Origin of the sequence: Algoriphagus marinus (assembly GCF_001936475.1) — a bacterium.
GTDB classification, from domain to species: domain Bacteria; phylum Bacteroidota; class Bacteroidia; order Cytophagales; family Cyclobacteriaceae; genus Algoriphagus; species Algoriphagus marinus.
On record NZ_MSPQ01000013.1, the window covers coordinates 24,327 to 38,227 of the forward strand.

Below are 13,901 nucleotides of genomic sequence, written 5' to 3' on the forward strand. Positions count from 1 at the left end.
GTCCAAAGGAAACTTAGGGAGATATGTGGCTTTAAATCCGACATTTTTTGTCAATCCAAATTATTCTTGAGTCTTAAATAAATCTGCTTCCTTATCTTAGTTGCCTTACTTTTTCTCTATGAATCAAAGACCTTTCATCATTTACAAATCCTCCGCAGGCTCAGGAAAAACCTATACCCTTACATTGGAGTACCTCAAACTAGCATTGCAAAGCCCGCATGCTTTCAAGCAAATTCTTGCTGTCACTTTTACCAATAAGGCTACTCAGGAGATGAAGGAGCGGATTATTTCTGAGTTGAAAAGACTGCGAAATCAAGTTGATCCCTCCGAAAAAATGGATCGAGAGTTAATGTCTTCTCTTGGCGTGGATGAGTCTGGATTGAAGGTTTTGGCCCAGCAGACACTTACTGCAATTCTTCATGATTATGGTCGGTTTTCGGTAAGTACGATTGATAGCTTTTTCCAAAAAGTGGTTCGGGCTTTTGCCAGAGAAATTGATCTAAATGCCAAATTTGATGTAGAATTGGATCAATTGGCAGTTTTGGAGCGGGTTGTGGATCGAGTAGTGATGCTTGTCATGGAAGATGAATTTCTACACAAATGGCTGGTAGATTATGCTTACGATCAGATTCAAAATGGAAAGTCCTGGGATATCAGACGAAATATCCGAGGTCTTGGACAGCAGATTTTTCAGGAAGATTTCAAGAAATATGCTCCCGAAATCAAGGAGTTTCTGAAGGATAAGGAAAATATTACGTTGCTGCAGTCTTTTGTTCGAGAGCGGAAAAATGAGCTAGTTAAAATCTCAAAGGAATTAGGGAATCAAGCTGATTTGATAAGAATTGCAAATGGTTTGGAATGGACGGATTTTGCTGGAGGTTCCAGATCCTTTGTAAGGCTGTTTGAGAAATTTGGCGATCGAAATCAGCCTTTTCCAGTTCTTTCGGATTCGCAGATCAGTAAAATTGATCAACCGGATGCCTGGTTTACCAAGACGAGTAAACAAATCGATGCGATTTTAGCTGCTTATGATCAAGGCTTGAATCAGATTTTGCATCAGATTTTGGCATTAACTGGCAAGTGGAATACGCTGCAGGCGATTGCAAAAAACAGCTATGTCTATGGGGTTTTTAGAAATCTTCTCGATGAACTTACACTGATCAAAGACGAGGAGAATATCTTGTTAATTTCGGATGCCAATGAATTTTTGAAAGAAATCACCAAAGGAAATGATACGCCTTTCATCTATGAAAAAGTCGGTAATCAGTATAAAAACTACCTGATCGATGAATTTCAGGATACTTCAGGTTTTCAGTGGGATAGTTTCAAGCCATTGCTAGAAAACTCGCTTGGGCAAGGTCAAACCAATTTGCTGGTGGGGGATGTGAAGCAGTCCATCTATCGCTGGAGGGGAGGAGAGATGAAATTATTGCTTTCGCAGGTGGAGGATGATATGGGGAAGGAAATTATTCAATTGGAAAATCTGGACACGAATTTCCGAAGCCTTCCAAACATCATCAATTTCAATAATGCGGTCTTTAAGGCTTTACCACAGGCAATGGAGCAGGTTTTGAGCTCGAGTTATGGTGTTGAAAATCCTCAGATCCTATCTCAGGCCTATTCGGACTCCTTCCAGAAAATTTCTCCAAAAAAGGAAAAGTCTGACTTCAAAGGAAAGGTTAAGCTTGAATTCATCGATCCAAAAAGTGAGGAGGAAGAAGGTAATTTCGATGAGGTAGTCTTATCAAAATTACCTGATCTGGTTATGGAGTTACAGGATCATGGGTATGAGCTCGAGGACATCGCTTTTCTGGTAAGAAGAAAATCAGAGGGCGAGGCGATCGCAGATTGTCTGATGAGCTATGCTGCCGAACATCCAGACTCTGCTTATAGCTTCGACGTGCTTTCGGATGAATCCATGTATCTGAACAAAGCAGCTTCGGTGAAAGCTTTGATTTCTGGCTTCAATTACTTGCACAATCCTGCTGATAAAGTTCAGTACAAAACGATGTGGTACTACTTAGCCGTTTTGATGGATGCTCCTGTTGAGCACGAGCTTTTTGCATTGGATAAAATGCCAGCCTATTTGGAAGAGCAAGTGAAAGCTTTCAAAGAAAAAGAGATTCTGATGCTCCAGTTGCCACTAATGGAGGCTTTGGAGGAGTTGATTCAGGTGCTGGGTCTGATGGAATTAGGTTTAGAGAAAGCTTATATCTCCGGATTCAAGGAAGCTGTATATGACTTTACTGCCAATAATCGGGCAGATCTGAGTGGATTCTTGGAATGGTGGGAAATCAATCAGACCAAGCGAACCGTCAAAATTCCTGAAGGGCATAATGCCATGCGAATTCTGACGATTCACAAATCAAAAGGGCTACAATTTAAGGTGGTAGTGATGCCGTATCTGAAGTGGACGATATTTGATACCAACAAAGGAAATGTAGTCTGGTCTCCATTTGAAGACCATGAGAAAGGACTTTCGGCTATTATTCCCCTGAACCTATCTGGAGATTTAGCGAATTCTGACTTCCGTGAGGCTTATGCAGAAGAAGCAACGATGGCTTATCTGGACAGTTTGAATATGCTTTATGTGGCGCTCACTAGGGCGGAGGATGTATTTTTTGGTTTTATTCCTTACAAAGAGAAAATTGGTTCGCAAAACTCCATGGAAGTACAGCTCCAGCAATTGATTCAGTCTCATACCGATCCTGAATCTAAACTTAGTCTGATGTCACTTTATGACCCAGAGTCAAAAATATTTGAATTTGGAGATTGGCCTGATAATCAGGAAAAAAAACTTCAGCCTAAGAAATCTCCAGAACTTCGCTGGGCTTATAAAAATTGGTCTGAAGTACTGACGCTTAAAAAGTATGCAGTTGATTTTTCTATGGAAGGAATGGAGCAGCGGAAAAAGCAGAAGTTTGGCTTGATCGTGCATGAGATCTTGGAGTTATCAGCCGACAAAGACACTGCCTTGCAGAATTTGCAAGCATTTTACTTTGATGGAAGGCTGAATGAGGAAGAAAAGCAGCTAGTGGAGCGACAATTAGACCATCTGTTTACGAATCCGCTTTTTGCTTCATGGTTTGGAACCAAAGGAATTCTCTTGGCCGAACAGGGAATTCTTCTTCCAGGAGGAAAGCAGAAAAGACCGGATCGAATAATACTCCATGAAAAGGAAGCGCTGATCGTGGATTTTAAAACTGGTGAAGCGCATAGTCGCTACGCCGATCAAGTTCGGGAATATATGGGATTGGTTTCAAAACTAGCCCAAAAGCCAAGCAAGGGCTACTTATGTTATTTAGAAACGGGAGTTATCGAAGAAGTTTATGCATAGTTTTTTAAGAAATACTGCCAAAGAGATCCTCGAAAGTGGAGTTGATCTTCAAAAGCTCACCGTGGTTTTGCCCAATAGAAGAGCTGGGTTGTTTTTTACTCAACACCTAGGGAGTTTGATCAGCGAACCTACCTGGATGCCGGAAGTGAAAACGATTGAGGAGATTTTCTATGACTTGGCAGGAAATCGCCCCGCAGATGACTTGACCCTGATATTTGAATTGTATAGCGTTTATCAGGATCTCAACCCCGAAGCCGAGACCTTTGATCGGTTTTATTTCTGGGGAGAAATGATCTTGAAGGATTTCAATGATGTGGATCAATTCATGGCAAATGCAAGTAAACTCTATCATCACCTTTCTGAAATCAAAGAATTGGAGTCGGATTTAAGTTTTTTGACCGAGAGTCAAATCGCATTAATCAGGCAATTTTGGGCATCATTTGTAAATCAGGATCGCGATCATCAAGAGAAGTTTTTGAAGTTTTGGCAATTGCTAAGTCCGCTTTATACCAGTTTTCAGGCTTCATTGGCAGTATCTGGCTTAGCCTATTCTGGCATGTTATATCGGAAAGTTGCGGAATCTCTAGATACTATTTCCCGCCCAGAGAAAGTACATCATTTCATTGGATTCAATGCTTTCACTGGCACAGAAGAGGCATTGATCAAACATTACATCACTGAGTTTGGAGCAAAAATCTATTGGGATATAGATGCCTATTATTTAGAAGATAAAGTTCAGGAGGCAGGTTTGTTTTTCCGTGATTATCAAAAAGACAAGATCTTTGGGCCAACTTTTCCGGAAAATATTCCTACTCAGATTGAGGACCGAAAGGCAAAGATTAAGACCTATGCTACACCTCTGAAGACCAATCAGGCAAATTTGGTAGGTTCGATTTTGGAGAAAATCACAGCCGGAGAAGCTTGGGAAGAAACCGTAGTGATCTTGCCAGATGAGCAGATGCTTTTTCCTATCCTTCATACCTTACCCGAGCAGGTGAACAAGGTGAATGTTACCATGGGATATCCGGTGAAAAATGCACCTGTGTACTCCTTTTTGGAAGCAGTGCTTGAAATGCAGCGTTACCTCAAAGTGGAAGACGGAAAACTTTTGTTCTATCATACGGCCGTTAAAAATCTATTGAGTTCGATTTATCTAAAAAGTGTCAATCCAGACTTTGCAGCGAAATTGATGGCTGAAATGCAACTCTTGAATAAGATTTACATTTCGGCAGAAAAGCTACATCAAGGTGGAGAGCTCTATCAGCTGATCTTCCAGAAGTTGGAAAATGATTCCCTTTTTCCTTATCTGGCCAATTTGATGGAAGCTTTGGCGGATCGATTGGAGGACGAGCCTTTGCAGCGTTCCTATCTTTATCAATGCTTTAAGCAGTTAACCCGATTGCGAGAGATTTTTACGGGTCAGGATATTCTTACCATCAACCGTGAATTTTTCATCCGGCTTTTTCGTCAGATTTTCCGAGAGGTCAAATTGCCTTTTGAAGGAGAGCCGCTTCAGGGTTTGCAGATCATGGGTGTGTTGGAATCCAGAAATCTTGACTTTAAGCGAGTGATCATTTGCAATATGAATGAGGATAGCTTTCCGCCTTCCGCGGGTCTGAATTCGATGATCCCATTTAATATCCGGAAAGCCTTTGGATTGCCGGTGCAAGAGCAAAACGACTCGATCTATGCCTATACATTTTATCGGCTTTTGCACAGTGCAGAGGAAGTTCATATGATTTATACCACAGCTTCGGATCAGGGGAAAGCTGGAGAAAAGAGCCGATATATGCAGCAGATGGGGGTTGAGCTTGGAAGAGAGATGGAAGAGGAGGTGATTTTTATTCCAATAGATCAGAAATCTCCCGAAGCCATCTCGATCCAAAAGGAACCTGAAGTTTTGAACTTGCTCGAAAAGTATTTGATAGATGAGCATGGCAAATCGGAAACTTCCTTTTCGCCTTCTGCTTTAAGTGTGTTCTTGGATTGTAGGCTGAAATTTTACCTACAGTATCTTGCAAATATTCAGGAAAAGGAAGAAGTCAGTGAGGAAATAGATGCTGCGGTTTTTGGGAATCTTGCGCACTACAGCATGGAGTTTTTATACCAGGATTTCGCGATTAGAAAGAAAAGAAGCTTACTGGAAAAATCAGATTTTGAGGATTTGAGTAAGAACTGGGTGTTTCCAGCAATTGAAAAAGCCATTCGTAAGTTTTACCACTTGGAAGGTGAAGCAGATACGAAGTTGAATGGTCAAATGGCGATTGCCAGAGATGTGCTTCAGAAATACCTGCATCAGATTTTGAAAATAGACGAGGCTTCGGCTCCATTTAAATTGATTTCACTAGAAAAAGAAAAAAAGTACACGGCAGGCTTGAAGATCAATACGCCATCGGGAGAGAAAGTTGTTTCTCTAAAAGGTATTATTGATCGGGTGGATGAGCATAATGGTTCGGTGAGGTTGATCGATTATAAATCCGGTCAGGACAATAAGACTTTTCCTGATGTGGAATCGCTTTTTGATCGGGACCATAAGTCTAGAAATAAAGCCGCCATGCAAACCATGTTTTATGGCTTGATCTATCAGGCTACTAACTCAGGAAATACCTTACCTCTGAAACCTGCGATTTTTAATCTTAGGGAAATGTTCGGGGATGATTTCAATCCTTACTTGCAACTGAAATTACCTTATAAAACAGGTGTTGAGGTAACTGATTACAGACAATTTGAAGAAGAGTATCAAGCTGGTTTGAAATTACTTTTGGAGGATATCTACAATCCGGATGTTCCTTTTGACCAAACCGATGATTTGAAAAAATGTGAATACTGTGCCTACCGAGAGATCTGTGGGAGGTAAGTTGATTTGATGAAATGTACATTGGTTGATGGAATACGACCATTCATACCAATGTGATTTATAAGCAAGTGCCTTTCTTTATATTAATGGTTTCAAAATAACCTGATAACCCAATGAGAAAATCGCTTCTGTTGATAGTATTGTGCTGTGTGAGTTTATGGAGTTGTACCAAACAAGAATCAATCGATCCCTTTGCAACAATAAAACCTGAAGAAAGTAGGTTTACCAAAATCCCATTGGTAGAAGGGCTAAATGAGCCTATGGAACTTGAAGTGCTCGATAATGGAGATGTACTTTTTATTGAGCGAAATGGGAAATTGAAACTTTATCAGGCAGCTTCTACTGAAACAATTGAGGTAGGGGAACTGGATGTTTATCCTGATGGAGAAGATGGCTTGTTGGGATTAGCGAAGGATCCGAATTTCTCGACAAATAATTGGATCTACCTTTATTATGCACCTGCCGGTGGGCCATCTATCAATCGACTTTCCAGATTTGATTTCAAGGAAAATCTGCTGGATGTAAATTCGGAGAAGATCATGTTTGAAGTTCCCGTATTCCGAGGCTGTTGTCACTCTGGGGGATCATTAGAATTTGATGGAAAGGGAAATCTTTACTTATCTCTTGGAGATGATTCCACACCTTTCGAATCAGACAATTACAATCCGATTGATGAGCGAAGCGGAAGACCTGAGAATGTTGATGCGCAACGTAGCTCAGGAAATTCCAATGATTTGCGTGGTTCGATCATCCGAATCAAACCTGAGCCAGACGGGACTTACTCCATTCCTGACGGAAACCTTTGGCCGGTAGGCACTCCAAATACTCGTCCGGAAATCTATGTCAAAGGAAATCGAAATCCCTATCGAATTTCATTGGACCAGCGAAATGGCAATTTGTTTTGGGGAGAAGTTGGACCCGATGCAGCTATGGATTCGATGCGGCGTGGCCCGAAAGGACATGACGAAATCAATTTGGCTACTAAAGCAGGATATTTTGGCTGGCCATATTTTGTGGGGAATAACAAGCCTTATTGGAAATACGATTTTGAAAAGCAGGAGAGCTTGTATGAATTTGACCCAAAAGCGCCAAAGAATACTTCTCCTAATAATACCGGGGTGGAAATACTTCCTCCAGCTACCTCTGCCTTGATTTGGTATCCCTATGGTCCTTCCGAAGAATTTCCGATGCTGGGAGAAGGAGGGAGAAATGCTATGGCTGGTCCTGTATATTACCGAGAGGATTATGAGAAATCAGCTGTAAGATTTCCCGGTTATTATAATGAGAAAGTTTTCATTTTCGACTGGATGCGAAATTGGATTTTCACAGTCAGTCTGACGGAGAATTATGAGTACGACACGATGGAGCGATTCATGCCTTCAACGGTATTTGATAAGCCGATTGACATGCAATTTGCTAAGGATGGTTCCTTATATATGCTTGAGTACGGTACCTACTGGAGAGCTCAAAATGATGATTCGGGTTTATATAGAATTGTTTTTTCCGAAGGTAATCGAGCGCCACAAGTAAAAATAGCGGCAGATAAGAAAGTAGGTGCAGCGCCATTGACAGTTGGGTTTTCATCCGAGGGAACTTTTGATCCGGATCTGGAAGATGGAATTACTTACGAATGGGACTTTGGAGTTGAAGGAGGAAAATCAAATGATGCAAACCCATCATTTACCTTCGAAAAAGCAGGGACCTATCAGGTCAAGCTAACAGCAAAGGATAAAAGCGGGGAAAGCAGTTTTGCGACTTTGGAAATCAAAGTAGGAAATCAGCCACCGAGTGTTCAGATCGACTGGAAAGGAAATCGAAGCTTTTTCTTTGGAAACGAAGCAATTGACTATGCTGTAAATGTTGCTGATGCAGAAGATGGGACTATAGCCGAATCAGATATAGACCTGACTATTACCTACATCGAAGGGTATGATTTGATCAAAGCAGGTCACGAAGAGGAAGTCTTAAGTATTGGAGAAACATATATCAATCAAGCAGGTTGCAAAGCTTGCCATGCCATCGCCAATGAATCTGTAGGACCAGACTATACTGCCGTTTCTGAGAAATATAAAGGCGATGTTAAAGCAAAAGCTTATCTGGCCAATAAAATCAAAAATGGCGGTGGAGGTATATGGGGTGAGCGGGTTATGCCTGGACATACCCATCTGGAAGACCAACAAATTTCCGAAATGGTGGACTTTATCCTCAGTATTGCTGATCCTAATCGTGGAGGAAAACTTTCAGCGAGAGGGACGTACCAACTGGAAAATCCGAAATCCTCAGAAGGATATTATTTGGTACAGGCGAACTACACGGATAAAGGAGCAAATGGCATTAGTCCATTGACTACGACTAGTCAACTCATGATTCGAAATCCAAAAGTGATGGCTTCCAACGCAGATCAATTGAAAGATGCAGCCAGAGCTAACGGAGAGAACGTCAGCTTTGTGAAATACACTGCTGATAATGCTTGGCTGATGCTGCAGAATATAGATTTGAATCAGATCACCCGAATATCTTTAGAAATTGACCCAACGAACACTGGAGGGAAATTGGAGCTTAGGTCGGGAAGCCCAAATGGAAAACTTCTTGGAACAACCGAAAAACTCAGCAAAGCAAGCAGGCCTAATGGCGCAAAAGGTGGCTGGTTTACGGTAGAAATGCCAATTGAGTCGACAGATTCTGTGGGTGATATTTATTTGGTATTCAAAGCTGATCAGGAAGTTTCGATTTGGAATACTTTCCAGCTGAATAGTCTGAAATTCAATAGGTAGGAAATTTTTAAAAAAAATGACTAGGGAATTGGTTTGGAATATTTAATTTCAAACTAATTCCCTAAATTCATTTAAATTTTTTTTGAATATGCCAACAGAACAAAGAACCTGTCTACAATGCGGAAATTCCATTCGGGGAAGAGTTGATAAGAAGTTTTGTGATGATTCCTGCCGAAATGCCTACAACAATCAGCAAAATTCGACCAGCAACAATTTAATCCGTAATATCAATCACGCGCTCAAAAAGAACCGGAATATTCTAGAATCTATCATTCCGTCAGGCGAGGAGCTTGGAAAGACCACAAAAGATAAATTGTTGTTTCAGGGCTTTCAATTCAAATATTTTACCCACAGTTACGAGACCAAAAAAGGAAGTCAATATATGTTTTGTTACGATTTTGGGTATTTGAAACTGGAAGGTGATTGGTATTTGGTAGTAAAAGGTAAAGAAAGATAGCTAGAGTAAAGAAACCCGGAAAACCCTCATTCTAATTTGGTACTTTTGAGGGTGTCAGAAACTACAAAGAATCCCATTGCCCAATATCTTAGCAATCTTTCAATCGAAAGTTTGAATGAAATGCAATCGGAGTTTATCTCCAGGGCCGCAAAAAACGCCCATCTTGTACTTTTAGCTCCAACTGGATCCGGAAAAACAATAGCTTTTTTGATCCCATTGATCAGTTCCCTACAGGAAAATATTCGTGCGGTACAAGCTTTAATCATTGTGCCTACAAGAGAATTGGCTATTCAGATTGAGCAGGTCTTTAAAGGATTAAAATCCCCTTTTAGGGTAAGTACAGTTTACGGGGGACATTCTTCCAAACTCGAATCACAAAGTATCGGTGAAGCTCCGGACGTGATCATCGGGACGCCTGGCCGACTTGCGGATCATCTGGAGCGAGGTTCATTTGATCCCTCTTCAGTTCGGACTATTATCTTGGATGAATTTGACAAATCACTTGAAATGGGTTTTCAGGACCAATTGAAAGCCATCTTTAAGTCAATGACTGGAGAACCAAGGTTCCTGTTGACTTCTGCGACTGCTTTGAAGCGAATGCCGGATTTTATTCCTTTTTCAGACTATAGAACTGTTAATTTTCTTAGGGATGAGGTAGAATCTAAATTGGAACTTAGACTAATCCATAGCTCAAGCAAAGAAAAAGGTGAGACATTAATGCGATTAGTAGCAGGGTTTCAGGATGAATCAGGTATAGTTTTTTGCAATCACCGAGATGCGGTTGATCGACTCAGTACACTCTTGACCGACTACGATTATTCTCACAGTGTCCTACATGGTGGATTGGAGCAAATAGATCGGGAGAAGAATCTAATTAGATTTCGAAGTAAGGTGACGAATCTTCTAATCGCGACAGATTTGGCTTCTCGTGGCTTGGATATTCCTGAGATCAAACAGATCATTCATTATCAATTGCCACCTAAGGAGGATGCCTTTATTCATCGGAACGGGCGCACAGCAAGAATGCATGCGGAAGGAAAGGCTTATTTGATCTTGGCAAATGACGAATCACTGCCTGAGTACATCAATCGATTTGTGGAAGAGGAGAAGGTAAGTGAAAAACTAAATCCTCCAATCAGACAGGAGTGGGTGTGCCTTTATTTTAGTGTAGGTAAAAAAGATAAAGTCAGCAAAGGAGACTTAGTAGGCTTATTGACAAAAAAAGGAGAACTGAAATCTGATGAAATTGGCTTGATTACAATCATGGATTTTGCATCCTATGTGGCTGTGAAAAGTAATTTAGTTCAGAAGCTGCTTCCAAAATTGAAAAATGAGCGCGTTAAAAAAACCAAGGTAAAAGTCGAAGAGGCGAATTGAATTAATTCATTTTTTTACCTTCAGGTATCAATAAACCATAATTTCAAATGAAAAATCGAGTAACTGGCATTGGAGGGATCTTTTTCAAGGTAAAGGATCCAGATAGAACCAAGTCTTGGTATCAAAAACATCTCGGACTAAATATTGATCAATACGGTACCGCATTTGAATGGAGAAAATCAGAGGATCCAGATCAGAAGGGATTTACCCAATGGTCACCGATGAAAGAAGATACGAATTATTTTCAGCCATCAGAAAAAGATTTTATGATCAATTATCGGGTTGAAAACTTGGTTGAATTGATCAAAGAGCTCCAAGTAGAAGGAGTGACGGTTTTGGATGAAATTGAAGTCACTGAGTATGGAAAATTTGTCCATATCCTAGATGCTGATGGGCATAGTGTAGAGCTTTGGGAGCCGATAGATTCGGTTTACGACTCTTTAGTTGAAGGGAGGACAAAAAGTTAAACTCCTTATTGAAATCATCATTTACAAAGTATTAAAGTGGTTCCAATTTTTCCTTTTGCAAAAACAACCTTGCAAAAGCGGGGGGGGGTCTATGATGTGCTAATTTGAAGGAAGCATAAAAACTAGAAAAGCTGTCACCACAATTAAGATTCCAATCAAGGAGACCCAACCTATTTTATTCATTTCTTTTCGCCTTGCAAATCGATGAATTATACTTTCCTGAATTGATTTAAGGTCTGCTTGACTACGATAGTCTGGATCATTTTTTCCGGAGGAATAACTCAGCTTTTCACGGATTTTCCCCAAATTATGGTTGTCTTTTAATTTGTTGTTGGAATCCTTCATAAACCCTGCTCCGCCTGACATACTCTTTTTATTTATTCTAGTAGATGATTGAATATAAAATTGAAGATAGTTTAGAACTAAGAGAATTCATAGATATCCTTATTGAATCAGGTTTATCAAAACGAAGACCTATGGAGAATCCGGATCTCTTGAATCGAATGCTTTGTAATTCCAATCTGATGATTTCTGCAAGGGTGGAAGGGAAGTTAGTTGGATTTATAAGAGCTTTAAGTGATTTCAGTTATAGGACTTTTATTGCTGACTTGGCAGTAGTTGAGACTTATCAAAATCAAGGAATTGGCCGAAGGCTATTGGAGGAAGCTCGAAAAGCTGGACCTGAGGCCAGGTTGATTCTTTTTGCTGCAGAAAATGCCGAGGCTTTTTATCAAAAATTGGGTTTTCAACTCCATCAACGATGTTATCAACTCAAGCCTGAAGAGCATTTGCGATGATTTTCTATAAAATGGTTAACTTCCTTCTTAACCAATCCAAATAAGTTCGATTGAAGAATATTTCACTAATTGCGATTGTATTGGATTATTCGGTAGGACAGCTTAGCCAGCTATTATTTCCAGAGGTTTAACTGTCATCTGTCTTCTGAATATTCCTCGTGAAATAGTTGGGCGCTTTTTCAAATTTCTTATAAAACTTAAACCATTTATATCTTAATAAATCTAACCCTATATGAAATCGAGCATGACCAAAAAGTCACACATTGGAATGTCCCGAAAGTGTTCGGGATTACCAAACAAGATTCCATATGGCCTTAAAAAAACAAAATATAATCATATGAAAATCAGAATTTTAATTGCTGTATTTCTAGTTTCTAGTTTCAGTTTTGCACAACAAAAAGAAGACTCTATTCCCAAAGCTCAAGTTTTTGAATCCAAACAGGCAGTGACGATTGATGGTAAAACAATCAACCTTAATGCAAAGGCTGGAACCATGGAGCTGAAAGACGAGAATAATAAGCCTATAGCCTTATTCGGTTTTACGGCATATTTTAAAGAAAATCCTGAGAAAAATAGACCTATTGTTTTTGCATATAATGGTGGACCGGGCTCGTCTTCCTATTGGCTTCACATGGGAATAATGGGACCGAAGCGAATCGTCGTTGATGATCCTAATTACAACCAAGCTGCTCCATATGAGCTGGTAAACAATGAGTTTTCGATTCTGGATATGGCGGACGTAGTGATGATGGATCCAGTCGGAACAGGTCTAAGCGTGCCAATAGGAGAGGCTACAGGAAAGGATTTTTGGGGAGTAGATCAGGATATTCGAAGCGTAAGTCTATTTATCATGCAGTTCTTAAAAGAGCATGGTCGATTAAATTCTCCTAAATACATTTTGGGAGAAAGCTATGGTACATTTAGAAATGCCGGAGTGATGAGTTATTTACTGGGAAAAGGATATGCACTGAATGGAGTAATTATGGTGTCAGCAGTTTTTGACCTTCGAACCTTATTTTTCGCACCAAATGAGGATATGTCTTATGTCGTTTATCTTCCTACAATGGCAGCGACTTCTTGGTATCATGATCGGGTAGCAAATAAGGGAACTGATCTTCCGACTTTTGTGGAGGAGGTTCGCCAATTCACAGAAATGGAATATGCGCCAGCGCTATTTAAGGGAAACAATATCTCCCAAGAAGATAAAGCGATGATTGCAAATAAGCTTCAGGCCTTTACAGGGATTGATGCTAAAATCTGGCTTCGTGCTGACTTGCGAATTAATGCCGGGGAATATTTTCAAGAACTCCTACGCGATGAAGCTATGACTGTCGGTCGATTAGATTCAAGATATAAGGGGATTAATCTCGACCCAATGTCCATGGATTCATTTACTGATCCACAGTCTGATGCGATTTCATCTGCATATACCATGGGATTCTTGGATTATTTTCACGAAGATTTGAAAGTGAGTAAGGACCTGAATTATTCCACTTCGGCCTATTCTAAACCAGGTTTTAATTGGGATTGGAAGCATGAAGGAACTGCTTCTTGGGGTGCTAATGCATCTGTAACTACGCTCCCAGATATGGAAGATGCATTGTCCAAGGATCCAAATGTTAAGATTCTAATCATGAATGGATATTATGATTTAGCCACAGTATTTTATGGGGTGGAGCATTCGATAGCCCATTTGAACCTGCCAAAATCTGCAAGTGACCGAATCATTATGACTTATTATGAAGCAGGTCATATGATGTATACTCATTTGCCTTCTGCAAAACTTTTCAGAGAAGACCTGAAAGGATTCATTCAAGATACCCTACGTAAGTAAA

At 40.2% G+C, this 13,901-nt stretch carries 9 protein-coding genes; 8 read left to right on the forward strand and 1 reads right to left on the reverse strand.

From position 1 onward, the window contains the following. Nucleotides 1-118: 118 nt before the first annotated feature. From BVC88_RS17570 to BVC88_RS17595, 6 genes are all read left to right on the forward strand, one after another. Nucleotides 119-3,337, forward strand: coding sequence for a UvrD-helicase domain-containing protein (locus tag BVC88_RS17570; RefSeq protein WP_075352037.1), 3,219 nt, complete (start codon nucleotides 119-121; stop codon nucleotides 3,335-3,337). Next, nucleotides 3,330-6,194, forward strand: coding sequence for a PD-(D/E)XK nuclease family protein (locus BVC88_RS17575; protein WP_075352038.1), 2,865 nt, complete (start codon nucleotides 3,330-3,332; stop codon nucleotides 6,192-6,194). Before BVC88_RS17570 ends, BVC88_RS17575 begins: the two co-directional genes overlap by 8 nt. A gap of 113 nt (nucleotides 6,195-6,307) precedes the next feature. Beyond that, entirely contained in the window at nucleotides 6,308-8,968 is a 2,661-nt protein-coding gene (locus BVC88_RS17580) for a PQQ-dependent sugar dehydrogenase (RefSeq protein WP_075352039.1), read from the forward strand. An 88-nt stretch (nucleotides 8,969-9,056) separates the two neighbouring features. Then, nucleotides 9,057-9,425 (forward strand): DUF2116 family Zn-ribbon domain-containing protein, encoded by a 369-nt coding sequence (locus BVC88_RS17585; protein ID WP_075352040.1) that lies wholly within the window; start codon nucleotides 9,057-9,059, stop codon nucleotides 9,423-9,425. Nucleotides 9,426-9,476: 51 nt separating this feature from the next. Further along, on the forward strand, nucleotides 9,477-10,802 hold the full coding sequence (locus tag BVC88_RS17590; protein WP_245803674.1) for a DEAD/DEAH box helicase: 1,326 nt from the start codon (nucleotides 9,477-9,479) through the stop codon (nucleotides 10,800-10,802). Nucleotides 10,803-10,849: 47 nt separating this feature from the next. After that, nucleotides 10,850-11,269: a VOC family protein gene (locus tag BVC88_RS17595; RefSeq protein ID WP_075352041.1), complete on the forward strand. Its 420-nt coding sequence runs from the start codon at nucleotides 10,850-10,852 to the stop codon at nucleotides 11,267-11,269. 99 nt (nucleotides 11,270-11,368) lie between these two features. On the opposite strand, the gene BVC88_RS17600 is transcribed toward BVC88_RS17595, so the two are convergent. Next, nucleotides 11,369-11,635, reverse strand: a complete 267-nt coding sequence (locus BVC88_RS17600; protein WP_075352042.1) for a hypothetical protein — start codon at nucleotides 11,633-11,635, stop codon at nucleotides 11,369-11,371. 23 nt (nucleotides 11,636-11,658) lie between these two features. On the opposite strand from BVC88_RS17600, the gene BVC88_RS17605 reads away from it, so the two are divergent. Both BVC88_RS17605 and BVC88_RS17610 read left to right on the forward strand, forming a co-directional pair. After that, nucleotides 11,659-12,066, forward strand: a complete 408-nt coding sequence (locus BVC88_RS17605; protein WP_075352043.1) for a GNAT family N-acetyltransferase — start codon at nucleotides 11,659-11,661, stop codon at nucleotides 12,064-12,066. A gap of 337 nt (nucleotides 12,067-12,403) precedes the next feature. Continuing rightward, nucleotides 12,404-13,900, forward strand: a complete 1,497-nt coding sequence (locus BVC88_RS17610) for a S10 family peptidase (RefSeq protein ID WP_075352132.1) — start codon at nucleotides 12,404-12,406, stop codon at nucleotides 13,898-13,900. Nucleotide 13,901: the final 1 nt, after the last annotated feature.

Coding starts and splice junctions, on each gene's coding strand:
- BVC88_RS17585 (WP_075352040.1), top strand. CDS start 9,057: ATGCCAACAGAACAAAGAACCTGTCTACAATGCGGAAATTCCATTCGG.
- BVC88_RS17610 (WP_075352132.1), top strand. CDS start 12,404: ATGAAAATCAGAATTTTAATTGCTGTATTTCTAGTTTCTAGTTTCAGT.
- BVC88_RS17580 (WP_075352039.1), top strand. CDS start 6,308: ATGAGAAAATCGCTTCTGTTGATAGTATTGTGCTGTGTGAGTTTATGG.
- BVC88_RS17575 (WP_075352038.1), top strand. CDS start 3,330: ATGCATAGTTTTTTAAGAAATACTGCCAAAGAGATCCTCGAAAGTGGA.
- BVC88_RS17570 (WP_075352037.1), top strand. CDS start 119: ATGAATCAAAGACCTTTCATCATTTACAAATCCTCCGCAGGCTCAGGA.
- BVC88_RS17595 (WP_075352041.1), top strand. CDS start 10,850: ATGAAAAATCGAGTAACTGGCATTGGAGGGATCTTTTTCAAGGTAAAG.
- BVC88_RS17600 (WP_075352042.1), bottom strand. CDS start 11,635: ATGTCAGGCGGAGCAGGGTTTATGAAGGATTCCAACAACAAATTAAAA.
- BVC88_RS17605 (WP_075352043.1), top strand. CDS start 11,659: ATGATTGAATATAAAATTGAAGATAGTTTAGAACTAAGAGAATTCATA.